Below are 21,173 nucleotides of genomic sequence, written 5' to 3'. Positions count from 1 at the left end.
TCACAGGGCTCTCGTCATGTACACATTGGGAATCAATGCGGTTTATCACGACAGCGCCGCGGCGCTCCTGAAGGACGGCGTGGTCATCGCAGCGGCCGAAGACGAGCGCTTCACGCATGTCAAGCATGCAAAGCGGCCCGTACCGTTTTCGACCTGGGAGTTGCCGTTTCATGCGATCGACTACTGCCTGAAGGAGGCGGGCATCGAACTCGCCGATCTCGATCACGTGGCGTATTCATATGATCCGCATCTTCTCTCGACGATGCCCTCTGCCTCGCGATCCACGATCGAGCTACCGCTCGAACCGGGCAAGAAGACGATGACGAATCCCTCGGAATCGCCGTGGGACCCGCTCTTTCTCAGCTATATCGTGAACGCCAGGGCACAGCTCATCGACGGCGCGCCGCATCACTTGCAGAAGCGCTTCAGGAGCGGCGGCCGGGTGCCGCGCTTCGAATGGCATTACGTCGATCATCATCTGTCCCATGAAGCGAGCGCCTTTCTTGCCGCGCCGTTCACCGAGACCGCCGTGCTCACGATGGATGGCCGCGGCGAAGGAGTGACCACGAGCCTCGGGCAGCTCGTCGACGGCGAGTATAAGCGTCTGAGGCAAGTGGAACTGCCGCATTCGCTCGGATTGCTTTACGAAGCAGTGACTGCCTATCTCGGCTTTCTGCACTCGTCCGACGAATACAAGGTCATGGCGCTCGCCTCGTATGGCAAGCCGCTCTACGTGGACCAGTTTCGCGAAATCGTGAAGTACCGGCAAGATGGCACGTACACGGTCGACGCGCCGCGTCTCGTCGAGCGGTTCGGTGCGGCTCGTGAACGCGGCGGTCCGCTGGAGCAACGCCACTTCGATATCGCGCATTCGCTGCAGACTGTGCTCGAGGACACGGTACTCGAACTCGCGCGCTGGCTGCATGGGCAAACCGGTCTCGATCATCTCGCGATGGCGGGCGGCGTCGCGCTCAACTGCGTCATGAATGCGCGACTACGCGATCGCGGCCCGTTCGCCGACGTGTGGGTCCAGCCGGCCGCGGGCGATGCCGGTACGGCGCTCGGCGCTGCGTTATGGATCGATCATCGTGAACGGCGCAGGCAAGGCGAAACGACCAGGCGCTGGGTGATGAATCACGCGTATTACGGCCCAGGCTATACGGACGACGAGATCGAGCAATTCCTGCAATGGGCGAAAGTCCCCTACCGTCGTCTCGACCATATCGCCGAAGAAACCGCCGACATCCTCGCCAACAACCGGGTGATCGGCTGGTATCAAGGGCGCACCGAATTCGGTCCGCGCGCACTGGGTGCGCGATCGATCCTCGCATCACCCGTCGATCCGGGCATGCAGGCCAAGCTCAACGAGATCAAGGATCGCGAAGACTTCAGGCCGGTCGCGCCGGTCGTAATGGAGGAGTTCGCCAACGACTGGTTTGTCGATGCGCGCGTCGCGCCATTCATGCTGTTCATATTCGATGTCCGCCCCGGCAAGGAGAAACAGATTCCCGCCGTGCGTCACGTCGATGGAACCGCGCGCGTGCAGACCATCAATCGCGGACAGCATGCGCTCTACTATGACTTGCTCGCCGCGTTCAAGGCGCGCACCGGCGTGCCGGTGCTCGTGAACACTTCGTTCAATACGCGTGGCGAGCCGATGGTGAATTCACCGCGCGACGCGCTCGAATCGTTCTGGACGTCACCGCTCGACGCGCTCGTGATCGGCTCGTTTCTCATCGAAAAGAACGGGGCATGCGCATGAGCACCGTGATGGGCGGAATGTCGGATATGTTCGGCGACGAAGCGGGCATCGCGCACGCGTCGGCAGTCGAACACGCCTACACCGGCGCGTTGCCCGACGTCTCCGTCGTGATACCGACCTACCGTCGTCCGGACATGCTGGCGTGCTGCCTTGCGAGCGTGCTCGCGCAAGACATCGATCCGAGGCGCTACGAGATCATCGTATGCGACGACGGCCCCGACGACGCAACGCGCGATTACGTGCAACGTCTCGCGCACGATCATGCGGTGCAGGGCCCACGCATTCGTTACCTGCCGGTGACATCGACTCAAGGTCCCGCTGGCGCGCGCAATGCTGGGTGGCGAGCCGCCCGTGCACAACGCATCGCCTTCACCGACGACGATACGCAGCCTGCCACTCGCTGGCTTAAGGCGGGATTGCAGGCGCTCGACGCTGGAGCGCAAGCGGTTTCGGGGCGCATCGTCGTGCCGATCCCCGAGCATCCTTCCGACTATGAGCGTGACGCTGCGGGGCTTGCAGGCGCCGAATTCGCGACGGCCAATGCATTTGTCGAGCGCGCGGCGCTGACGCGCACCGGCGGGTTCGACGAACGCTATACATCGGCGTGGCGCGAGGACTCCGATTTGCAGTTCGCGCTGCTCGGCGCGGGGTTCGCGCTCGCACGCGCGGACGATGCGGTCGTAATCCATCCGGTGCGGCCCGCGCGCTGGGGCGTCAGCCTTTCTCAACAGAAGAAGAGCCAGTTCGATGCGTTGCTCTACAAGAAGTATCCACGGCTATTCCGCGAACGCATCAGGCGCGCGCCTCCGTTTCTGTACTACGCGATCATCGCATCGACCGTGCTTGCTGCTTGCGCGTTCGCCCTCGGGCACCCGAAGACGTCGGCCGTCGCAGCCGCCGCGTGGTTTGCGATGACCGGCTGGTTCTGCGCGAAGCGCCTCGCGACGACCACGCGCCGTGCCTCGCACATACTCGAAATGGCGTACACGTCCGTGGCAATTCCGTTCTTGTCCGTCTTTTGGCGGCTCTATGGTGCGATCAAGTTTAGGGTGCCCTTCGTATGAACGCGCTCGCCGACACGCGCCGTATCGCAATCTTCCGAGCGCTTCAGCTCGGCGACATGCTGTGTTGCGTGCCCGCGTTACGCGCCTTGCGAAAGCAATATCCGGATGCGCATATGGTATTGATCGGCTTGCCGTGGGCGCAGACTTTCGTGGATCGCTATTCACATCTGCTGGACGAGTTGATCGTATTTCCCGGCGCGGTCGGCTTCCCTGAGCAACGCGAAACCGACGAGCATCTCAACGGCTTCTGCGCCATGATGCGCGCGCGCCGCTTCGATCTTGCGATTCAGATGCACGGCAGCGGCGGCGTGGCGAACGAGATCGTCGCGCGATGGAGCGCGCGCACCCACGCGGGTTTCGTCCAGCCCGACGAAGCCTCGCGTCCCGGCTCATTCATCGCATGGCCCGACGATCTCCCCGAACCCACACGCTATATCGCCCTCATGCAGGCGCTTGGATGCGACGCCGGCGACCAGCCGCTCGAGATCCCGTTAGGCGCAAAAGATCTCGACGAACGCCAGCGGCTCATGGACGCCTTCGAACTCGAAGCGCGGCGCCTGGTCCTCGTGCATGTGGGCGCCCAGTTGCCCTCGCGGCGCTGGCCGCTCGAACGCTTTACCCAAGTTGCGCGCGAACTGGCGTGCGACGGCTGGCAGATCGCCATTACGGGCAGCGCCAGCGAGACGACGTTGACGTCAACGCTCGCGGCGTCGCTCCGACCGCTGGCGGCCGACCTCACCGGACGCACTTCGCTTGGCGGACTGGCCGCGCTCGTCGGCTGCGCGCAACTCGTGGTGTGCAACGACACAGGCCTGTCACACGTCGCGGCCGCCATGCGCACGCCGAGCGTCGTGATCGCTTCGGGTAGCGATACGCGCCGCTGGGCGCCGCTCGATCACGAACGCCATCGCGTGCTCGCCAACTATCCGCCATGCCGCCCGTGTTCGTATAGCGAATGTCCCTTCGGTCACCCGTGCGCTCTCGCAATCGACGTGCAACAAGTACTCAATACCGCGCGCATGCAGTTGAACCGCTATGCTTCTCAACCGCTTTCGACGACCCATGCCGACTGACCGCCAACGCCGTCTGCACATCCTCACGTGGCATGTGCACGGCAACTACCTCTATTATCTGACGCAGGTCCCGCACGACTTCTATCTCGTCACGAAGCCATCGCATCCGCCCGGTTACGCAGGCAAGGTCGGCGTGCTCCCGTGGGGCGAGAACGTGCATGAAATTCCGATCGATCAGGTCGCGTCGCAGCAGTTTGACGTCATCCTGTTTCAGCATCGCACGCACTGGTTCGATGACCGCGCGAACGTGTTGAGCGAAGCGCAACGGCGGCTTCCGACCGTCTACATTGAGCACGATCCGCCGCAGCAGAACGCGTTCGAAGAACGCCACTGGGTACAAGACCCGCGCACACTGCTCGTCCATGTGACGCACTTCAACCGACTGATGTGGGACTCGGGGGACACGCCGGTACGGGTGATCGAACACGGCGTCATCGTGCCGGAGGGCGTGCGTTACACCGGTGAGAAAGCACGGGGGATCGTCGTAGTCAATCATCTTAAGCACCGCGGACGGCGCCTCGGCAGCGACGTCTTTGCCGACGTTGCGGGACGCGTGCCGCTCGATCTGGTCGGCATGGATGCAGAGGTGGCGGGCGGCATCGGAGAAATCGGCAACCTCGATCTTGCCGCCTTCACCGCGCAGTATCGATTCTTCTTCAATCCTATCCGATGGACGAGCCTTGGACTTGCAATAGTCGAAGCGATGACGATCGGGATGCCGATCATCGGCTTGGCGACAACCGAGCTTGCCACCGTGATCCGCAATGATGAAAGCGGCTTTATCGATACCAATCTGGACACGCTCGTCGATCGAATGCACCGGCTGCTGCGCGATCCCGCTGAAGCGCGTCGGCTCGGCGAAGGCGCGCGACGTGCTGCGCTCGAGCGCTTTCACATTGACCGCTTTATAGGCGACTGGAGCAACGCGTTGCACGACGTAAGCCATTGAATGTGAGTCATTGAACGCGACAGGGACAATCATGAAAGAAGCACATCGCAAGCGTATTCTCGTGACGGGCGGCGCCGGCTTTCTCGGCTCGCATCTTTGCGAGCGACTCGTCATGCAAGGGCACGACGTGCTCTGCGTCGACAACTTCTACACGGGGACGAAAGACAACATCGCGCATCTACTGGACAGCACCAACTTCGAGCTGATGCGTCACGACGTCACCTTTCCGCTGTATGTCGAAGTGGATGAAATCTACAACCTGGCTTGTCCCGCCTCGCCGGTCCACTATCAGCATGATCCGGTGCAGACGACCAAGACGAGCGTGCATGGCGCCATCAACATGCTTGGACTCGCAAAGCGAGTCGGCGCCAGGATTTTCCAGGCATCGACGAGCGAGGTGTATGGCGATGCGCGAATCCATCCGCAGCCGGAGGACTACTGGGGCCATGTAAATCCGATCGGGCCGCGCTCGTGTTACGACGAGGGCAAGCGCTGCGCGGAGACGCTCTTTGTCGACTATCGAAGGCAGCACGGATTGTCCATCAAAATCGCGCGCATCTTCAACACCTATGGGCCGCGAATGCATCCTTCCGATGGGCGCGTGGTGTCGAACTTCCTGATGCAGGCGCTGGCCGGCGTACCCATCACCGTGTACGGCGAAGGCCTGCAGACACGGTCGTTTTGCTACGTCGACGACATGATCGATGCGTTCATCCGCCTCATGAACACGCCCGACGACGTGACCGGCCCGATCAACCTCGGCAATCCACAGGAGCTGTCGATGCTGGAGATTGCGCAACGCATCGTTGCGTTGACAGGATCATCGTCTGAAATCGTATTCAGGCCGCTTCCGATGGATGATCCGTGGCATCGCAAGCCCGATATTTCGCGTGCGCTCGATGTGCTGAACTGGCGTCCGATTACGTCCCTCGATGACGGGCTGCGGCGTACCGCGCAATATTTTCGGCAATTCGTTCAGCAGGCCGATTCGCTCACTGCGGCACACGCTTTACATAGCGGGCGATAAACGCGCGCGTCGAGTCGTCGGCGAAGCGCACGGCGACGCGCTCGCCACTAACGAGTTCGACCTCGCCCACGCCATAGCGGCGCACGCGCACCCGATCGCCTTGTGCGAACGTGTCCACGGCGCGTGCCGGCTGCTCTTGCCGCTCACTCGCCAAGGCCTGCTCGCGCAGTTCGCGCGCACTCTCGACCACTTCGGGCGGATGCACGCAGTTGTCGCAGACACCACAAGCCTTGCCGTCGAGTTCGTCTTCCGGTTTGCGGTAGCTGACCTCCGTCGACTTCAGCGGCCCGCGCATGCGTGCGTCACTGGCGTCGTCGGCAAAATACTCGAGCAGCATGCGCCAGCGGCAGCGCGCGCTTTGCGCATAGTCGATCATGCGCTCCAGCACGGCGCGATCGCGCCCGGCTCGCGCCGTGTATTCGCTCGCCGCGTCGTGCAGACGGGCGAAAGCCGCGCCGTCGTCGATCAGCTTCATGCCGCCGCGCCGCGTGCGACGCGTCATGCCGACATCGTTGAGCAGCGCCACCGCCACGCGCAGCTTGTTCGCGCCAATGGTCGGCAGCGCTTCACGCAGGCGTTCGAGCGGCTTTTCCAGCGTGTCGCCCCCGCCTTCGCGCGCGAGTTCGCTTACCGTTTTAGCAACGCGGCGAATCGTCTCGGCGCTGGGGAAGCGTCCGCTCAGAAAGAACTGTTGTACCTGCTTGTCCCTCAACTCGAACAACAAGATGCAGCGCGCGACCTCGCCGTCGCGGCCGGCCCGTCCTGCTTCCTGATAGTAGGCATCGAGGCTGCCGGGCATCTGCGCATGAATCACGAAGCGAATGTCCGGTTTGTCGATGCCCATGCCGAATGCGTTGGTCGCCACCATCAGGCGTGTGCGATTCTCCATGAACGCATCTTGCGATTCGGAGCGCATCCTCGCCGCCAGCTTGCCGTGATATCGCCCGGCATCGACGCCCGCTTCGATGAGCAGCGCATGCAATGCCTCACATTCGGCGATGGTCGCGCAGTAGATGATGCCGCTGCCTTCGGTCGTACTCGCCAGTTCGACCACGCGCGTGCGCTTGTCCTCGATATTGGTCAGCTGCTCGACGGCGAAGTGCAGGTTCTCGCGATACACGCCCGTGTTGATGATGTTCGGACGCTGCATCTGGAGCTCGTTCACGATGTCCGCGATGACGGCAGGCGTGGCGGTCGCGGTCAGCGCGAGTACGGGTGGACGGTCGAGCAGCTTGATCGCGTGAATCAGCTCCACATAGGCGGGCCGAAAGTCGTGGCCCCATTGAGAAATGCAATGCGCTTCGTCGATCACGACAAGCGATACGCCCGGCACTTCATCGCGAGCGAGCGTTGCCGTGAACTCCGCGTTGACGAGCCGCTCCGGCGTGACGAACAGAATGCGTATCGCGCCATTCGCCAGGGATTGCATGGCCTCGTGGTCTTCGCTCGCCGACAGTGTGCTGTTGATGACCGCCGTGGCGACGCCGGCGTCTTTCAGCTTGACCGCCTGATCGCGCATCAGCGAAATGAGCGGCGACACGACGACTGTCATGCCATCGAACTGCAGCGCGGGCAACTGGTAGCACAACGATTTGCCGGCGCCAGTGGGCATGACGGCAAGCGTATCGTGCTCCTCGATGACACTGCGAATCACCTCCTCCTGACCGGGACGCAGATGCGGAAAGCCGAAGACCTTCCGAAGGGCCGTTTCGAGTTCGGGGTCGAGAGGTCTACGACTGCGTGCGTTCGCCTTGGGGCTATCATTCATTAAAATATTGTGATTTAGGTGACACCGTCAATGAGCCATCGCCGTTCGCGTGGCTCGGTGGCTTACTGTTTCCAATCCTGCCGCCTCAAGCCCGCCTGGGGATTGCCACTTCTCGCGGTCTGCCGCTCGATACGCTGTTCCTCCGTGCGGCTGAGCGTAGCGGGGTCCGTGCCCTGCTGCCCCGCAGCTCCGGCGCCGCCTTCGACCGCCGCGGACTTTCCCGACCCGCTTCCATACTGCGAGGTTCCCGGCGCCGCCGAGGTCTTGGCGCGAGCGATGCGCGGCGCGATAACATTCAATAGAGCTGCCGCGCCCGTTGCTATAACGATGGCGGTTGTTTTCATTGCCTCTCCTTGACGGACTCAACGCGTCCGTAACTAAAACACACCGCAGACCCGCCCGAGGTCCGCGCAAAGCGAACGTATCTGCAAGGGCCGATCAAGAAACGTCTATGGCTTCAGAACGACCTTAATGCAGCCGTTTTCCTTGTCACGGAATGTCTTGTACATGGACGGTCCATCCGCGAGCGGCATTCGATGCGTAATGACGAAGGAGGGATCGATTTGCCCTTCCTGGATGCGCTTGAGCAGATCATCGGTCCAGCGGTTGACGTGCGTTTGCCCCCTGCGCCAGGTCAGTCCCTTGTTCATCGATGCGCCGAATGGAATCTTGTCGATGAGTCCGCCATAGACACCCGGCACCGACAGCGTGCCGGCAGGACGGCACACATAGATCATCTCGCAGCACATGGGGGCGGTCTGTCTCAAGCATCACGGCCTGCTTCGCGCGGTCGTAAATCGAATCGATGGAGCGCGTAGCGTGCGACTCCATGCCCACCGCGTCGATGCACTTTTCGGGGCCTTTGCCGCGAGTCAGGTCGTTGAGGCGTTCGAGCACGCTCTCCTCCTCGAAGTCGATCGTGACGGCGCCGCCCGCACGCGCCATCGCGAGGCGCTCGGGCACGCAGTCGATCGAAATCACCTGCTTTGCGCCGAGCAAGACGGCGCTCCGGATTGCCATCTGTCCGACAGGCCCCGCGCCCCAGATTGCGACTGTGTCAGTAGTCTCGATGTCGCATTGCATGGCTGCCTGCCAGCCGGTCGGAAAGATGTCGCCGAGAAAGAGAACTTGCTCGTCGCTCAGGCCTTCGGGAATCTTGACGTGCGTCTTGTCCGCGAACGGCACGCGCACGTACTCGGCCTGACCGCCCGCGTAACCGCCCGTCAAGTGCGTATAGCCAAAGAGGCCGGCTGACGTGTGTCCAAACAGCTTGTCGGCAGCGTCCCTGTTGCGGTTCGAGCGTTCGCAAACTGAAAAATAACCGCGCTTGCACTGCTCGCATTCGCCGCAAATGATGGTGAAAGGCACGACGACGCGCTCTCCGACCTTGAGCGCGGAATTGCCCTTTCCGACCTCGACGACCTCGCCCATGAATTCGTGGCCCACGATGTCGCCGGGTTCCATGCCCGGCATGAAGCCGTCGAAAAGGTGGAGGTCCGAGCCGCAAATAGCGCAAGACGAGACCTTGACGATTGCGTCGCGTGGCTGCTCGATTTGTGGATCAGGAACTGTGTCACATCGAATGTCCTTTTTTCCATGCCACCTGAGTGCTTTCACGATCGCCTCCACGAGTCATCGCCGGTTGAGACTCAAGCTATCGTTGGTATAGCAATCAGGATGCCCCTCAGGCACGGGGGCTATCGCGCTAGGCGCAACGGTTGCTGAAAGATGCGTCTCGAACCGCTTCGAAGGAGATCCCATGAAAGCAGTCGTCTTCCACGACATTGGCAATATCTCGCTGGACACCGTACCCGACCCGTCGCTTGAGCGCGACAACGACGCGATCGTGCGCCTCACATCCAGCGCGATCTGTGGCACCGACTTACATATGATCCGAGGCACGCTCGGCGGCATGCAGGCGGGAACGATACTCGGACATGAGGGCGTCGGCGTCATCGAGGAAGTGGGCAAAGGCGTGCGCAACCTGAAGCGCGGCGACCGGGTGCTGATCCCGTCTACGATTTCCTGCGGCTTCTGCTCCTACTGTCGCTTTGGCTATACGGCTCAGTGCGACACCGCTAACCCCAACGGTGCAAGCGCGGGCACGGCCTTCTTCGGCGGACCGAAGTCCACCGGCCCGATCAACGGATTACAAGCTGAATATGCACGCACGCCATTCGCGAACGCAAGTCTCGTCAGGCTGCCCGATGGTATCGACGACGACCGCGCGATCCTCATGTCCGACATATTTCCGACCGGCTACTTCGGGGCGCAACTCGCCGAGGTGACAGGCGGCGACACTGTCGTCGTGTTCGGAGCAGGGCCGGTCGGACAATTCTCGATCGCAAGCGCGTGGCTGCTCGGCGCAGGGCGGGTGATCGTCGTGGACCGCCTGCCGGATCGTCTCGAAACTGCGCGGGCGCAAGGCGCGGAGACAGTGAACTTCGACGAAGAAGACCCGGCGGAGGCCATTCTTTCGCTCACGGGCGGCATCGGCGTCGATCGCGCAATCGATGCTGTCGGTGTCGACGCTCAGCATGCGCACACCGGCCCGGCTGCTTCTTCGGAAGCGGCGCAACAAGGCGAGGCGGAAAGCCGCGAGGTCACGCCTCAGCAACACACCACGGGCGGCAACTGGGTACCCGGCGATGCGCCTACGCAGGCGCTCGATTGGGCCGTGGCCGCGCTCGCAAAGGCAGGCACGCTCGGTGTGATCGGCGTATATCCGCCGAACGACCGCTTTTTCCCGATAGGCGCCGCGATGAACAAGAACCTGACGCTCAAGATGGGCAACTGCAATCACCGTTCGATCGTGCCGGATCTTGTCGAGCGCGTCCGCAACGGGTCGTTCGATCCGTTGCTGGTGCTGACTAACCGCGAGCCGATAATGAACGTGATCGATGCCTATAAAGCGTTCGATTTGCGACAGCCGGGCTGGCTCAAGGTGAAGCTGGACGTCTGAATCGCAAGTCATCTGAAGGAGATCGCATTGGAACGGGGATTGCTATCGACGGCAAATCATCCGTCTCGCAATAGTCAAGAACTCAACCAATGAAACACCGCGCCAGCGTCGTATGTGCGAGAAACGGCCGGATCTTGCTCGTTCGCAAGAGACGCGGCCGGTGGGCGCTTCCGGGAGGCCGTCGAAAAATCGACGAGTCGCTCTCCTCGACGGCTACGCGCGAACTGCTAGAAGAGACCCGAATCGCAGCCCTTGCAGTTCATTATCTATTTGAATTCTGGGGCGCGGCGACTCGCCACTATGTCTTTGTCGCGGACTTTTCGACGGATGCAGTAGCAGAGCCGTCCAGCGAGATTTGGCAGTGTCAATGGGTGGGATTTGACGAAGTGCAGCGCCTTGCCGCAAGCATATCGACAAAGGGCATTGTCGGTATCATGTCGCGCACCTGCGAAAGCGACCGCGAATCTCGTTCACAGGCGGCGTGCCGGCCGCCCACTCGCCAGTTACACAAGGCGTGCAGTGCATTTCCTCCGGACGCGGAGGCGTTCACGCGGGAGTCGCTGTGAATATGCGAGCCAGGGAAGGCCGTGGAACGCGCTTATTGACGCTGCGAAGGCGTCGTTCGTTCCTTCACCGGGCGCTATTTGAACGAGCGAGCGCCGCTGCTGCGAAGCCTGCGGCAAGTGCGAGATACGTGAGCCCCAGCGCCTGTCGCGACAGGTGTACTTCGAATCCTGGCGTAAGGCGGTCGGGCACTACATGGTAATCGACGACATATGCGACTGCGGCAGTCGTCGCGGCTGCAGCGGCCACCTTGCCGGCGCGCGCATCACGTCCGCAAAGCGCTTCGAACAATACTCCCCAGAAAACGGCGCTACCAAGATGAATGCTTGCGCCCAGTCCCGTATAACGCACGCTCACCGCGTCCTCGCGCAGCGCGGCGTCCTGCCACAGGCAATGTGTGACTGCGTTCAGAGCAGCGTATGGAGTGCAGCGCGACCGTTTTGCACCCGCCGCCGCGGCGAGCGCCGATGCAAGCCCCGCGGCACCGCCCGACCAGACGGCCCGCGTCAGCGTCATTCGCAATGCGGTTTTCATTCTTTTCCCTCGATGAAGTGACCCCACGTAACCCGATCGTTCGAGTCGCCGCCAGCTTCGCGCACGGGCGAGATGGATGTCGCCGTCCACATGCGAGCGTGGGCCTGATTCAGCAAGCCGCATTCCGCAAAGGATGAACGCTGACCACGGTTTCGCAGCACGACGGTGGCGCAGGAGATGCTGATATGACCCTCGTGCCCTTCAATCGCGATGTTGACGTCGACGGCATGCGCTAACCACAACGCGGCAGCAATTCTCCGACCGCATCACGCCAGCGCGACCTTCCCTTGCGCTGAGGCTCGCAGCAGACAGCCGAACGTGAAGCACGCGCGTTCCTCTCCGTCGGGTCGAGAATCAAACCGACCGCAAATCCGATCGGGCTAGTCCGCAGAGCGAACCCGGTATCGATGTCGCCGATCGAAGCCGGTCGAGGGTGCGAAGTCGGAGAGCCCGCCGGAACCGCACACTCGAGATGAAGACGGTCATAAGAAAGCGTTTTGACGTGATTCAACGTCCGCGCGGGCCATCTCGCATGTAAGCCGCCAAGAATTGGCTGTCCGCGCCGTGCGAACCGCAGGCTGCGACCTGCTACCTTCGTAACCTTGAGCGCCGGGTGGTCGGCAAGTTCGCCGTGCTGTTCGAAGATCGGATTTGAGGTGTGAGACCAAACTGCGGAGAGTTTGAAAAGCCACATAATCGCCAGACGGTTCCGCATATCAACACCACTCGGACGACATCAAGAATCAACCTGCAGTATGGACCTCACAAGCAGAGCGCCCGCTCCTACGATTCTCGCAACCGACTGGGCCTTCAAACGAGAAAACTTTCTACATTGAGCCGCAAGCAAACCTTTGGCTAGAGGTCTACCGACGGCGCTACTCAGCGTGGCGTGTATACCGTCGATTCGCAATTCGTCGACCGGCGAGAACCGCTCGGCCGCGACGTATCGCTTCTCTGCAATGCCCCCTTCCTCCGGAGCATCATTGTCTGCGAACAGATTCTTGAAGAAGTGCTCGATACGCGCCTTTGCGCCGCGCTCAGCCTCGCGAGTTGATGCCCGCGGAAGAAAAGCGGCTCTGGCATAGCCACCACTATGAAGTGAAGTCCGGCGTTTTAGTCGCGCCCGGCATTCCCGAGCTTGCCGAGCGCGTCTATTTTAAGGACCTCGTGTCTACCTACGGCAAGACCTTCCATACATGGCAAATTGATCGTGACGAGTTCCCTTACGGGGCACCGCAATTGATGATGAGCTTCACGCAAGATGGACGCAAGCGGCGGGCCAGCAATCGACACGTCAGCCTCCGCGCCGATGGCGTCGGCGCCGGCGCCGGCAGCAGCAAGCTCCCCCGCCGCAGCGAGTCAGTAAGCCACTCGGTCTGCGACTCACTTCGCTGGGGTGCGTCTGGAATGCCGGCGAGGCTAGACGATCGATTTCAGCATTTCCGCATCAATTGCGAGGCACTTCGATCGGCAACGACCTCTTGTGCCGCGTCGCCATGTAAAAGCGGCGTATCGTCGTTAGCACTTCTCCACCGACTTCCTTGCCTTCCAAGAAGTCGTCGATATTTTCATAAGTGATGCCGTAGCTGTCCTCGTCGGGCCGTTGCGGGGTGAGCGTTTCGAGGTCGGCAGTAGGGACTTTCATGACGAGGCGCTCGTCGGCGCCCATCGAGCGTGCGAGTGCGCGCACGCGCCGTTTGTTGAGGCCGGATAGCGGCAGGACATCCGCTCCGCCGTCACCGAACTTCGTGAAGAAGCCCATAAGCGATTCGGCTGCGTGATCGGTCCCGATCACCACGCCGCGCCGCGCCCCGGCAATCGCATATTGCGCGATCATCCGCTCGCGCGCCTTGACGTTGCCGAGCACAAAATCTTCATGGAAGTCATCGACGAACTGCGCCCCTCCCCGCTTCAGCGACTGCATCATCTCGTCCGACGGACCCTTCACGTCGACGGTCAATGTTTCATCCGGACGTACGAATCGAAGCGCGGTTTGCGCATCCTCCTCGTCGCGTTGCGATCCGTATGGAAGCCTGACCGCAACGAATTGTGCGTCATAACCGCGCTCGCGGAGGCGCTCGACGCTCAGTTGCGCAATGCGTCCAGCCGTTGACGAATCCACGCCGCCACTAATGCCGAGCACATAGGTTTGCAACCCCTGCGCGCTCAGATAGTCCGCGAGGAACGAAACTCGCCGCTCGCGTTCCGCATTGGCATCGAAGTATTCGCGAACACCCAGGTCGCGGATGACCTGCTGCTGCCATTGCTTCAGTTCACTTCCGCTTTCGTTCATGCTTGCCTCCGTCTCAATTTGCTCAATGTCCTGGCAACCCATTGAAGTAGTGTTCGATGCGCGACAACGCATAGAGCGCGGCGGCGCGTCGCACTTCATTGCGCTCTCCGTCGAAGACCTTCGTCTCGCTGAACGTTACGATTGCGCCGTTCCGTCGTTTGTATGACCACGCAAAGCACTGCGTACCCGGCGGCGGACCGTCTTCCGGCGCGGCGTCCGCAACTCCCGTGTTCGACACCGCGACGTCCGCGCAGCATGCTTCCTGACTTAACGCGCCTTCTGACATCTCGCGTGCCACTTCTTCGCTCGTTAGTCCGTAACGCTTCATGGTTTCCTCGCGTACGCCGAGGAACCCAGCTTTGCCCGTAGGCGAATAGGTGACGAAGCCAACGTCCAGGCAGCTTCCGCTTCCCGGCACCGACGAAACAAGCGACGCCATGTAACCCGCAGTGCACGATTCTGCCGTTGCAAGCATCAAGCCGCGGGAGCCAAGAAAGGATACGACTTGCCGGGGGATGTCCAAGTTGTCACCTCGCTCTTCGTTCTGATCTTCGTTTCACGCAGAACAGCAATCGCCGCACCATGGCTGCATGGACGTGGAAACCCAGGACCATTCGTACGAGTGGCGGTACGCAAACCCAAACCCTCACCGGGACACGAAGAACCCGCGCGCATTCACGCGGGCCGATCCGGATCAGGCAATCGTGCAGCAGTCGAAGACGCCTTCGACACGTGGCCCACGGTCTGCTTGCATTCGCTGAACGGTCTGACTCGCCCCTGTCCGATCAGGGCCGTCCTTCGACACTACGTGGATTCAAACCGTTGAAAATAGCGTAAATCATCCATCCAGAACACGACATCTGATTTAGCTCCGACGTGCTGAAGTCTGCCCGAGAAGCGGGAACGTCCCGACTTTCGGCGATCAATCTCGCCAACGTGCTCGGCCTGCAGCAGCAAGATTTGGCCACCATCGCAGGCGTGCACCGGAACACGCTGCGCACGCATCCCGAGTCGCCGAGATTGCAGGCCGCCCTGCGTGAGCTCATGCGCGTAGTGTCGGCGGCGGTCGCGGTCCAACCGGACCTCGACCGCGCGCTGTTTCTCATCAAAAATCATCCAATTCCTGCCTTTCGCCATAAGACGATCCTCCAGTTGGCCCAGGACGGCAGGACGGAGGATGCGATTGACTACCTGGAGTCGATCAGTGCAGGTTTCGTTGGATGATCCTCACCGATCTGCCGACGGGAACCACGCTCTATCGAGCGCACACACCGCGCTGGGCCGATCGCCCCTAAGCGGCACCGGCGCCGCGCTGAAGGGCGGATGCTTCAACCGAGAAGGGATCGAGGCGTTGTAACTGTCGCTGGAAGAATTGACCGCGCTGCGCGATAACAGCAGACCTCGCCTTTCCTCCTGCCTTGCACCATTTGCTCTGAATTCCCGGCGCCGAGCGGGTCGCTGAAAACCACCACGTTGGATGCGAGCGGCAATGAACACGAGTTCCACTTCCGCAGTTTGCTGCTCGGAGAGCAACTGTCGCTCGAGGCATTTGAGCTTGCAGGCGACGACGATTCCGCAGGCTACCGCTTTCAGATACTCGGTGACGCTGAATCGGAGCCGTTCGCCCTGTTGGGAAAGTCGATTCAGAAGATGCAGCGGGCGTTGGCGGCGAAGCACCTGAGATCCGATGCCGGCGGCCTGCAGATTGCCGAGATGATGGTCCGCGGCCGCGTTGAGTGGAATGGGGACGAAACCGCTTGTCAGCCGTGCGTGATCATAGACGGACGGCGAGTCGAATGGAACGATTTCGGTGCAATGCTATTAGCATTCGAAGGATGGCAGTTTCGGCTAGAGATGCTCGACCCGAGCGACGAGGCCTGACATTACCTTCGGCCCCCTCGCCTTACCTGCTCGGTACCGATCGAATTGCTCCGACCGAATCGAAGGCGTCCGCGATGGCGCGCCGAACACCGCGTCACCGACCTTGAAGCGCGTCACCTCGGCGCCGGTGGCCTCCACCACGCCGCTCACGCCCACTCCGAACACGCGCTGCTTCGGCCTCGTCAGGCCCATCGCGAGCCTCATCGCGTAAGGCTTGCCGGACATGAGGTGCCACTAGCCGTAATCGAGGCCGGCGGCCTTCACGCGAATTAACACTTCGTTCTTCTGCGGCACGGGACGCTCGAGCGTCATGAGCTGGAGCACTTCGGGGTTGTCGTAGCGCGAGTGGATGACGGCCTTCATGACGACTCTCCGTGCTGCGGGCACGACCATGTCGCAGCGGTTAGGTGGACCTGCGCCCCTGATCGCTTGGCGCCCGGGCTCGGCAGGGACCGAAGCTCTTCAGCGCTGGCTCCCCACGGGCGCGAGCCAGCATGGCCAAAGCCACGAACGCCGCCGCAGTCACGTCGAAGGTCATGCAAAACCAGAACACGCGCTCGCGGTCCATGCCCAGCCCCGCCGCCGCGCCGCAGAAGAGCAGCGCGAGGGCGGTCCCGACGATGTATTCCATAGCCTGATCTCCCGGCTCAAGGCACGAGGTGCCGCAGGTCGTCGGGCACGGGCATCGGCCTGAATGCACTAACACGCGCCCGCCCGCTGTTGCCGCGCGGCACCCACAGGCGCGAGAACAGGATAGAGGCCACGATCCGTGGCACCTGGCCGACGATTTCGCGCACGTCGCCGCGGCGCAGGCCGGCGACCAACATCCGCCAATGGATGAAGGCGTGTCGGCCCGTCATCCGTTGGGCCAGCACATGCGCCCGCTCGAGATGCCGCAAGGCGGCCTCGAAGTCAGCCCGCCGCAGCGCCTGGTTGGCCCGTTCCACTTCCTGTTCGTACGCTTCGTCCACGTCGGTGCTCCTGGTCCTGCGAACGCGACATGTGTTCGCCGCTGTGCAATGTCGGCGACGCGGGCGGGCAGCGACAGCAACATGCGCCCAATAGTCGAAATCGGTCCGGCAAGGGTCCGAACCCGTGCTCGAACGGTCGATGGCGGCGACCGGCGCAGCATTCGCGCTCCGGCATCCCGGCACGCCGCGATGGCGTGACCACTCGGTCGATCGGCGAGACCACTCCCGCACGCGCGCCGACCGTTCGTCTCATCGGACTGTCCGTACGCTGCTGCGGCGCCGAAAGTGCAGCCATCGAAGACATCCCGTCGTCGATGTAACCCGAAGGAACGCCATATGAACGCCTCCGTGAACGCGACCCAGCAACTCCCCTGCAACTGCACCACGTGTCTCGGTACCGGCTGCACCTGCGGCTGCCAGCAAGCCACCGAGCAGACCGCCGGCGGCTGCGGACCGCAATGCCAATGCGGCGCCGGCGCCAGCTGCGCCCAACCCTGAATCGGGTTGCATCCGGCACCCTGACCTCGCGGGTCGATCCCGCCCCGCTTCCACGCGAAGGAACCTGTCCGTGAACAGCTTTGTCCTGGCCTATGTGGGCGGCATCGTCGGCGCCGTCCTGATGGACATCACCGAGACGCTCGCCGCCGGGGTGGGCCTGACGAGCGGCGTCAGCGTCGCCCTGGTCGGCCGCTGGGCACTGGGCCTGCTGCGCGGGCAATGGGCTCATGCCGACATCGCCCGCTCCCCGGCACGGCCGCGCGAGGTGCGAACGGGCTGGGCGTTTCACTTTCTCGTCGGCGGCGGCGGGGTCGCGCTGCTGTACGCTGCCTTCGTCCATGCCGCGGGCTTCAACGCGCCCACCCATCACCTCTGGGGTGGTGTAATCTTCGGTGCGGCGGCTTCGCTGTTGCCCTGGCTGGTGTTGCTGCCGGCCTTCGGCTGGGGCTGGTTCCGCCGCCGTGGGCCGCGCGGGTCCAATGCCCTGCTGGCCAGCATGGTCTCGCACATTCCCTACGGGCTTGGCGTCGGGGTCGTGATGGCGCTGGGCTCGCGCCTCTAGCGGCTTGGCGTTTGCATCACGCTGGCCCAAGAGTTTCGCCGGGGGGTCCACACTCTCGAAGCACCACTGCCCACCATGTATTTCTCTTCGACGCGCACCGACGAGTTGTGGCCCGACACGCTGAAAGGCGCGCTGCGCGCCATCGCATTCGCCGCCGTCTTCTTGGCGCTCGCTGCGACGCTGCTGTACGTGCTGTCCCCTGGGCTCGACACCTGGCCCCGGCTGCTAGTGTTCCACGAGTCCGTGGGCCTGATGATGGTGGCCTGCGTGCTGCTGCTGCGGCACACGCGCGCCTTCGCGCGATTCAAATCGATGACCCGCTGGCTCCTCACCGGGGTCATTGCCATTCCGACCGGCTTCTTCGTGGGACACCAGTTCGCCTTCCTGTTGCTGGGCGAGCCGTTTCGCATGGTCGGCTACTTGAGCGTCAGCCTGATCCCGATCCTCTTCACCCTGGTGGTGGGTAGTCTGGGCCTGCACTCGTTTGCGACGCGCGAGCAACTCGCCCAAGAAGCCGCCGCGCGCTCGGAGGCACAATGCCTGGCGGTCGAGTCCCAGTTGCGCCTGCTGCGGGCCCAACTGGAACCGCACATGCTCTTCAACACGCTGGCCAACCTGCGCTCGCTGGTGCGCGAGGACGTCGATCGGGCGGAGTCGATGATCGACCAGCTGATCGTCTACCTGCGCAGCGCGCTGGCCGCGTCGCAGACCGAGTCGGTCGCCCTCAGCCGGGAATTCGCTCAACTGCGCGCCTATCTGGCCATCATGGCGCTGCGCATGGGGCCGCGCCTGTCCTTCCGGTTGGAACTCCCGGCCGACCTGGAGGCCACCCAGGTCCCGCCCATGCTGCTACAGCCGTTGGTGGAGAATGCGATCAAGCACGGACTGGAGCCCAAAGTCGGCTCAGGCAGCATCGAGGTGGTCGCGCGCGCGATGCCCGCGGGCATCGAGATCCGCATCAACGACAGCGGCCTCGGGCTGCCCGCGGACGAGGAAGAAGAAGCGGTCGGCCGCCCCACCGGCACCGGCTATGGCCTGCGACACGTGCGCGACCGGCTGAAGGCGGTCTACGGCCCGGCTCCTCTTGGAACGGAGGCAACCGACCGGTGTGAGTGCCGTGGTGTTCATCCCCACCTGACCCGGCGCAGCGCGGGTCCCAATCATCGTTGCCATTGACCCGACGAGACGCCGACATGACCCTCACCGACGCCCCCACTGCTGTCATCGCCGAAGACGAGCCCGTCCTCGCGCGCACCTTGATCCGCTTGCTGGAACAGGTGTGGCCCGAGCTTCGCATCGTCGGCGTCGCGGAAGACGGCCTGCGGGCAACGGAGCTTGGGCTGGCATCGACACCGGATGTGATGTTCCTGGACATCAAGATGCCCGGCCGTACCGGCCTGGAGGTGGCCGAGGCAGTGGCGGACGAATGGCCCGACGATCGCGCCGAGCCGCTCTTTGTGTTCATCACGGCCTACGACAGCTTCGCGGTCTCGGCCTTCGATCGCGCCGCGGTCGACTATCTGCTCAAGCCCGCCACGGCGGAGCGTCTGCAGCAGACCGTGGAGCGGATCAAAGTGCGGCTGGCCGCACGCACGGCATCACCCGATGCGGGCGACAGGGCTGCGCTGATGCGGCGCATGCAGTCGATCGCGGCGTCAGAGGCCGGATCGAGCGAACGCATCAAGGTCATCCGTGCCGGCGCGGGCAACACCGTGCGTATGATTCCAGTGGCTGAGGTAATCTGCTTCGAGGCGACGGAGAAATACGTTAACGTCGTGACGCCGACGACCGAAGCGCTGGTGCGGATGAGCCTGCGTGAACTGATGGCGCGCATCGACTCGACCGACTTCATTCAGGTGCACCGCGGCGTCATGGTCAATGCGAACGCCATCCTGAGCGCGGCGCGCGACGAGAACGGCCACTACAGTCTAGCCGTGCGCGGCCTGCAGCGGCCGCTGAAGGTCAGCCGCGCGTTCGGCCACCTCTTCCGGCCGATGTAAGTTGCCGCTGGGGCGACCCACCGGCGCGACGCCGGGGTCGTGAACCTTAGGGCCGTGCGCGCTCGAGAACGAGAAGCCGAACCTGCAAGTCCTGGGCATCGACCGCCCGCGCGAGGTATTGCTCCTCGATGCTTGGGGTGCGCTGCCGGGCGAAGAGGTTCACGAGCATCCGCAGCACGTTCCTTCATGGGATGGTCCATTCACGGTGGGAGCTCGGGCGCTGCACGCCTTCGCACGAGTGATGTCCTCAATGGACATCACTATCTTCCGCACGGCACGTCGCACCAGGCCCCCGCGATGAACCGTCGCCGGCGGTCGTGCAACAGTCTAGGGCGTCGACCCGACAGTGTGTCGCGCGCGTGGATCGGACCCTGCCGTCGACGGCGGGCAGAAGGCCTGTGGTATTGCTCCTGGGCGCAGGTCAGGTGCGCGACGTCAACCACGCGGTCGACAGGTTCAACCGCTGCCGGACGCAAGCGCACCCGACCGTTTGTTCAGGACCACCCCATGAATCGCTTTCGCGCCACCGCACCCTCTATCGAAGAAATTGGCCCAACCCGCCGGCAGCTTTGTGACGCGGCCTCTCACTGAATGCAACCGGCCAACCGGCCCTTCGCCCGTGCTTTTGGGTCGACGCTTGAACGGCGGCTTGTTCCTGAAAGCGGACCAGCAATTGAGCGGCAACGGTCTGCTGAGAACGAACCTCCGCTCTGAAACCGGGCACTTTTGACGCTGTTTTGTGCCACATCGACTTTAGAAAGCGCTTCGTGCATCGACTCAATATTCGCTACTTTTTCCCAAGTTTCCGCCGATAGCCACGAGTAGCGCATTCAGCGTCACAGGCTTACCCAAATGCGCATCGAACCCTGCACGTAGTGCCTCGGCAGCGTCCTGCTCGCGTCCGAAACCGGTTAAAGCGATCGCTGGAACCACCCTACACGCCGGCAGTTCGCGCAACTTCGCAATCAGTTCATAGCCGCTCATCGTCGGCATGCCGATATCCGACAGGATCAGATCGAACTCGCTTTCGCTCGCGGCTTCGAGAGCTGCCTCGGGACTCGATTCCGCTCTGACCTGCGCCCCTTCTAGTTCAAGCAAACTCCGGAAGCCTTCGAGGCCTTCCAGCGAATCGTCGACAAGCAGCACGCGCAGTCCCTTCAGAATGCTGGGATCAGCGGTATTACCCGTGCGCAATACCGGTGTGGATGGAGGAAGGTATGGCAACCATAGCCGGAAACAGGATCCTTGTCCCAATCCAGCCGAGG

General features: G+C 62.6%; 23 protein-coding genes and 2 pseudogenes. 13 read left to right on the top strand and 12 right to left on the bottom strand.

Annotation, left to right across the window (positions count from 1 at the left end):
• Positions 1-16: 16 nt before the first annotated feature.
• From AWB81_RS26480 to AWB81_RS26460, 5 genes are read left to right on the top strand one after another with little or no spacing between them, the layout of a single operon-like run.
• On the top strand, positions 17-1,762 hold the full coding sequence (locus tag AWB81_RS26480) for a carbamoyltransferase family protein (RefSeq protein ID WP_062639501.1): 1,746 nt from the start codon (positions 17-19) through the stop codon (positions 1,760-1,762).
• Positions 1,759-2,826 carry a glycosyltransferase family 2 protein gene (locus tag AWB81_RS26475; protein WP_374730516.1) on the top strand — a complete coding sequence of 356 codons (1,068 nt, stop codon included), beginning with the start codon at positions 1,759-1,761 and terminating at the stop codon, positions 2,824-2,826. Before AWB81_RS26480 ends, AWB81_RS26475 begins: the two co-directional genes overlap by 4 nt.
• The gene (locus tag AWB81_RS26470) at positions 2,823-3,899 is read left to right on the top strand and encodes a glycosyltransferase family 9 protein (protein ID WP_062639500.1); all 1,077 of its coding nucleotides are present in this window, start codon (positions 2,823-2,825) and stop codon (positions 3,897-3,899) included. Before AWB81_RS26475 ends, AWB81_RS26470 begins: the two co-directional genes overlap by 4 nt.
• The gene (locus tag AWB81_RS26465; protein ID WP_062639499.1) at positions 3,889-4,848 is read left to right on the top strand and encodes a glycosyltransferase family 4 protein; all 960 of its coding nucleotides are present in this window, start codon (positions 3,889-3,891) and stop codon (positions 4,846-4,848) included. Before AWB81_RS26470 ends, AWB81_RS26465 begins: the two co-directional genes overlap by 11 nt.
• A 31-nt stretch (positions 4,849-4,879) precedes the next feature.
• Positions 4,880-5,875 carry a UDP-glucuronic acid decarboxylase family protein gene (locus AWB81_RS26460; protein ID WP_062639498.1) on the top strand — a complete coding sequence of 332 codons (996 nt, stop codon included), beginning with the start codon at positions 4,880-4,882 and terminating at the stop codon, positions 5,873-5,875.
• Here AWB81_RS26460 and AWB81_RS26455 read toward each other — a convergent pair.
• The 3 genes and pseudogenes from AWB81_RS26455 to AWB81_RS26445 all read right to left on the bottom strand — a co-directional run bounded on the left by AWB81_RS26455 (position 5,841) and on the right by AWB81_RS26445 (position 9,260).
• The gene (locus tag AWB81_RS26455; protein WP_062639497.1) at positions 5,841-7,643 is read right to left on the bottom strand and encodes a RecQ family ATP-dependent DNA helicase; all 1,803 of its coding nucleotides are present in this window, start codon (positions 7,641-7,643) and stop codon (positions 5,841-5,843) included. The genes AWB81_RS26460 and AWB81_RS26455 overlap by 35 nt on opposite strands.
• Before the next feature lie 62 nt (positions 7,644-7,705).
• Positions 7,706-7,987 carry a hypothetical protein gene (locus AWB81_RS26450; RefSeq protein ID WP_062639496.1) on the bottom strand — a complete coding sequence of 94 codons (282 nt, stop codon included), beginning with the start codon at positions 7,985-7,987 and terminating at the stop codon, positions 7,706-7,708.
• Positions 7,988-8,092: 105 nt separating this feature from the next.
• Positions 8,093-9,260 (bottom strand): annotated as a pseudogene (locus tag AWB81_RS26445) (zinc-dependent alcohol dehydrogenase).
• A 142-nt stretch (positions 9,261-9,402) separates the two neighbouring features.
• On the opposite strand from AWB81_RS26445, the gene AWB81_RS26440 reads away from it, so the two are divergent.
• The gene (locus tag AWB81_RS26440; protein WP_062639495.1) at positions 9,403-10,605 is read left to right on the top strand and encodes a zinc-dependent alcohol dehydrogenase; all 1,203 of its coding nucleotides are present in this window, start codon (positions 9,403-9,405) and stop codon (positions 10,603-10,605) included.
• Between the two features lie 89 nt (positions 10,606-10,694).
• Positions 10,695-11,171, top strand: coding sequence for an NUDIX hydrolase (locus AWB81_RS26435; protein ID WP_087135210.1), 477 nt, complete (start codon positions 10,695-10,697; stop codon positions 11,169-11,171).
• Between the two features lie 64 nt (positions 11,172-11,235).
• On the opposite strand, the gene AWB81_RS26430 is transcribed toward AWB81_RS26435, so the two are convergent.
• Positions 11,236-11,703, bottom strand: coding sequence for a hypothetical protein (locus tag AWB81_RS26430; RefSeq protein WP_062639494.1), 468 nt, complete (start codon positions 11,701-11,703; stop codon positions 11,236-11,238).
• Positions 11,704-12,756: 1,053 nt separating this feature from the next.
• Between AWB81_RS26430 and AWB81_RS26420 the strand changes: the two are divergent.
• Positions 12,757-12,921, top strand: a pseudogene (locus AWB81_RS26420) (DUF1264 domain-containing protein); the annotation flags it as partial.
• A 229-nt stretch (positions 12,922-13,150) separates the two neighbouring features.
• Here the strand turns inward: AWB81_RS26420 and nadE are convergent.
• Positions 13,151-13,996 (bottom strand): NAD(+) synthase, encoded by an 846-nt coding sequence (nadE, locus tag AWB81_RS26415; protein WP_062639492.1) that lies wholly within the window; start codon positions 13,994-13,996, stop codon positions 13,151-13,153.
• 22 nt (positions 13,997-14,018) lie between these two features.
• Positions 14,019-14,519, bottom strand: coding sequence for a CinA family protein (locus tag AWB81_RS26410; protein WP_062639491.1), 501 nt, complete (start codon positions 14,517-14,519; stop codon positions 14,019-14,021).
• Positions 14,520-14,872: 353 nt separating this feature from the next.
• Here AWB81_RS26410 and AWB81_RS26405 point away from each other — a divergent pair, with 353 nt between their 5' ends.
• Positions 14,873-15,220 (top strand): antitoxin Xre-like helix-turn-helix domain-containing protein, encoded by a 348-nt coding sequence (locus tag AWB81_RS26405; protein ID WP_062639490.1) that lies wholly within the window; start codon positions 14,873-14,875, stop codon positions 15,218-15,220.
• 249 nt (positions 15,221-15,469) lie between these two features.
• Complete coding sequence (locus AWB81_RS46465) at positions 15,470-15,877, top strand: DUF7713 domain-containing protein (RefSeq protein WP_062639489.1); 408 nt, start codon at positions 15,470-15,472, stop codon at positions 15,875-15,877.
• On the opposite strand, the gene AWB81_RS48840 is transcribed toward AWB81_RS46465, so the two are convergent.
• The 4 genes from AWB81_RS48840 to AWB81_RS26385 form a co-directional block, all read right to left on the bottom strand.
• Positions 15,845-16,015, bottom strand: coding sequence for a hypothetical protein (locus AWB81_RS48840; protein WP_374730515.1), 171 nt, complete (start codon positions 16,013-16,015; stop codon positions 15,845-15,847). The two genes, AWB81_RS46465 and AWB81_RS48840, sit on opposite strands and share 33 nt — an antisense overlap.
• A 96-nt stretch (positions 16,016-16,111) precedes the next feature.
• Entirely contained in the window at positions 16,112-16,240 is a 129-nt protein-coding gene (locus AWB81_RS48355; protein WP_268811766.1) for a hypothetical protein, read from the bottom strand.
• Positions 16,241-16,280: 40 nt separating this feature from the next.
• Positions 16,281-16,508, bottom strand: coding sequence for a hypothetical protein (locus tag AWB81_RS26390; RefSeq protein WP_062639487.1), 228 nt, complete (start codon positions 16,506-16,508; stop codon positions 16,281-16,283).
• A 16-nt stretch (positions 16,509-16,524) separates the two neighbouring features.
• Positions 16,525-16,848: a DUF3703 domain-containing protein gene (locus AWB81_RS26385; RefSeq protein ID WP_062639486.1), complete on the bottom strand. Its 324-nt coding sequence runs from the start codon at positions 16,846-16,848 to the stop codon at positions 16,525-16,527.
• Positions 16,849-17,416: 568 nt separating this feature from the next.
• On the opposite strand from AWB81_RS26385, the gene AWB81_RS26375 reads away from it, so the two are divergent.
• From AWB81_RS26375 to AWB81_RS26365, 3 genes are all read left to right on the top strand, one after another.
• Positions 17,417-17,908: a DUF2938 family protein gene (locus AWB81_RS26375; RefSeq protein WP_062639484.1), complete on the top strand. Its 492-nt coding sequence runs from the start codon at positions 17,417-17,419 to the stop codon at positions 17,906-17,908.
• A gap of 75 nt (positions 17,909-17,983) precedes the next feature.
• Positions 17,984-19,084, top strand: coding sequence for a sensor histidine kinase (locus AWB81_RS26370; RefSeq protein WP_062639483.1), 1,101 nt, complete (start codon positions 17,984-17,986; stop codon positions 19,082-19,084).
• A 17-nt stretch (positions 19,085-19,101) separates the two neighbouring features.
• Entirely contained in the window at positions 19,102-19,908 is an 807-nt protein-coding gene (locus AWB81_RS26365) for a LytR/AlgR family response regulator transcription factor (RefSeq protein WP_062639482.1), read from the top strand.
• A 46-nt stretch (positions 19,909-19,954) separates the two neighbouring features.
• Here the strand turns inward: AWB81_RS26365 and AWB81_RS48350 are convergent, their stop codons facing one another.
• Positions 19,955-20,077, bottom strand: coding sequence for a hypothetical protein (locus AWB81_RS48350; protein ID WP_268811765.1), 123 nt, complete (start codon positions 20,075-20,077; stop codon positions 19,955-19,957).
• 608 nt (positions 20,078-20,685) lie between these two features.
• On the bottom strand, positions 20,686-21,173 hold a 488-nt coding region (locus tag AWB81_RS26360; RefSeq protein WP_144444185.1), incomplete at its 5' end, for a response regulator.

Source organism: Caballeronia arationis (genome assembly GCF_001544975.2).
Classification (GTDB): Bacteria; Pseudomonadota; Gammaproteobacteria; order Burkholderiales; family Burkholderiaceae; genus Caballeronia; species Caballeronia arationis.
This window is presented reverse-complemented; position numbering and strand designations above follow the sequence as displayed.

Bases quoted from the DNA above. Each gene is read 5' to 3' on its own strand.
- AWB81_RS48355 (WP_268811766.1), bottom strand. From the start codon at position 16,240: ATGAAGGCCGTCATCCACTCGCGCTACGACAACCCCGAAGTGCTCCAG.
- AWB81_RS26430 (WP_062639494.1), bottom strand. From the start codon at position 11,703: ATGAAAACCGCATTGCGAATGACGCTGACGCGGGCCGTCTGGTCGGGC.
- AWB81_RS26465 (WP_062639499.1), top strand. From the start codon at position 3,889: ATGCCGACTGACCGCCAACGCCGTCTGCACATCCTCACGTGGCATGTG.
- AWB81_RS26440 (WP_062639495.1), top strand. From the start codon at position 9,403: ATGAAAGCAGTCGTCTTCCACGACATTGGCAATATCTCGCTGGACACC.
- nadE (WP_062639492.1), bottom strand. From the start codon at position 13,996: ATGAACGAAAGCGGAAGTGAACTGAAGCAATGGCAGCAGCAGGTCATC.
- AWB81_RS26365 (WP_062639482.1), top strand. From the start codon at position 19,102: ATGACCCTCACCGACGCCCCCACTGCTGTCATCGCCGAAGACGAGCCC.
- AWB81_RS26475 (WP_374730516.1), top strand. From the start codon at position 1,759: ATGAGCACCGTGATGGGCGGAATGTCGGATATGTTCGGCGACGAAGCG.
- AWB81_RS26460 (WP_062639498.1), top strand. From the start codon at position 4,880: ATGAAAGAAGCACATCGCAAGCGTATTCTCGTGACGGGCGGCGCCGGC.
- AWB81_RS26470 (WP_062639500.1), top strand. From the start codon at position 2,823: ATGAACGCGCTCGCCGACACGCGCCGTATCGCAATCTTCCGAGCGCTT.
- AWB81_RS48350 (WP_268811765.1), bottom strand. From the start codon at position 20,077: ATGCTCGTGAACCTCTTCGCCCGGCAGCGCACCCCAAGCATCGAGGAG.
- AWB81_RS26480 (WP_062639501.1), top strand. From the start codon at position 17: ATGTACACATTGGGAATCAATGCGGTTTATCACGACAGCGCCGCGGCG.
- AWB81_RS26370 (WP_062639483.1), top strand. From the start codon at position 17,984: ATGTATTTCTCTTCGACGCGCACCGACGAGTTGTGGCCCGACACGCTG.
- AWB81_RS26435 (WP_087135210.1), top strand. From the start codon at position 10,695: ATGAAACACCGCGCCAGCGTCGTATGTGCGAGAAACGGCCGGATCTTG.
- AWB81_RS26450 (WP_062639496.1), bottom strand. From the start codon at position 7,987: ATGAAAACAACCGCCATCGTTATAGCAACGGGCGCGGCAGCTCTATTG.
- AWB81_RS26455 (WP_062639497.1), bottom strand. From the start codon at position 7,643: ATGAATGATAGCCCCAAGGCGAACGCACGCAGTCGTAGACCTCTCGAC.
- AWB81_RS26390 (WP_062639487.1), bottom strand. From the start codon at position 16,508: ATGGAATACATCGTCGGGACCGCCCTCGCGCTGCTCTTCTGCGGCGCG.